1 protein-coding gene is annotated in these 546 nt (G+C 33.5%); it reads left to right on the top strand.

From position 1 onward, the window contains the following. Nucleotides 1–463, top strand: a 463-nt coding sequence (locus IE142_RS40325; RefSeq protein WP_191889514.1) for a histidinol dehydrogenase, incomplete at its 5' end; no start/stop codon positions are given. Nucleotides 464–546 lie beyond the last annotated feature (83 nt).

The following is a 546-nucleotide window of genomic DNA, read 5'->3' as shown; positions in this document are numbered from 1 at the left end:
AAAGGTACTTAATCAATTGAACACTATAATACAAGAGAAACTTCAGTATGTTGAACGGCAAGATATCATATCACAAAGTATTGCTAACCATCATTATCTAATATTAGCTCAAGATACTGAAGAAGCATGTTTAATTATGAACACGATTGCACCTGAACATGCATCTATTCAAACTCGAGCACCTGAAATGTATATAGATAAAGTTAAATATGTAGGCGCACTTTTTTTAGGTCATTTTTCTCCTGAAGTTATTGGGGACTATGTGGCAGGTCCAAGTCATTTACTCCCTACTAATCAAACAGCTAGATTTACAAATGGGCTTTCTGTAAATGACTTTATGACACGACATTCAGTCATTCATTTATCACAAAAAACATTTAACGAAGTGGCAGAATCAGCTGAGCATATTGCACATATAGAATCTTTATTTAATCATGAAAAATCGATTCACGTACGCCGATAAGGATAGGTTATTACGATATCTGTTAATAAAAATGAAAGCGTATGTTCGTTACTCTATTGCTACAGAAGAACAACTTCTTCTAC

It is taken from the genome of Streptomyces mutabilis (assembly GCF_014649815.1).
In the GTDB taxonomy this organism is placed as follows: domain Bacteria; phylum Actinomycetota; class Actinomycetes; order Streptomycetales; family Streptomycetaceae; genus Streptomyces; species Streptomyces mutabilis.
Note: the sequence above shows the minus strand (reverse complement) of the source record. Positions and strands in the feature narration are given on the sequence as shown.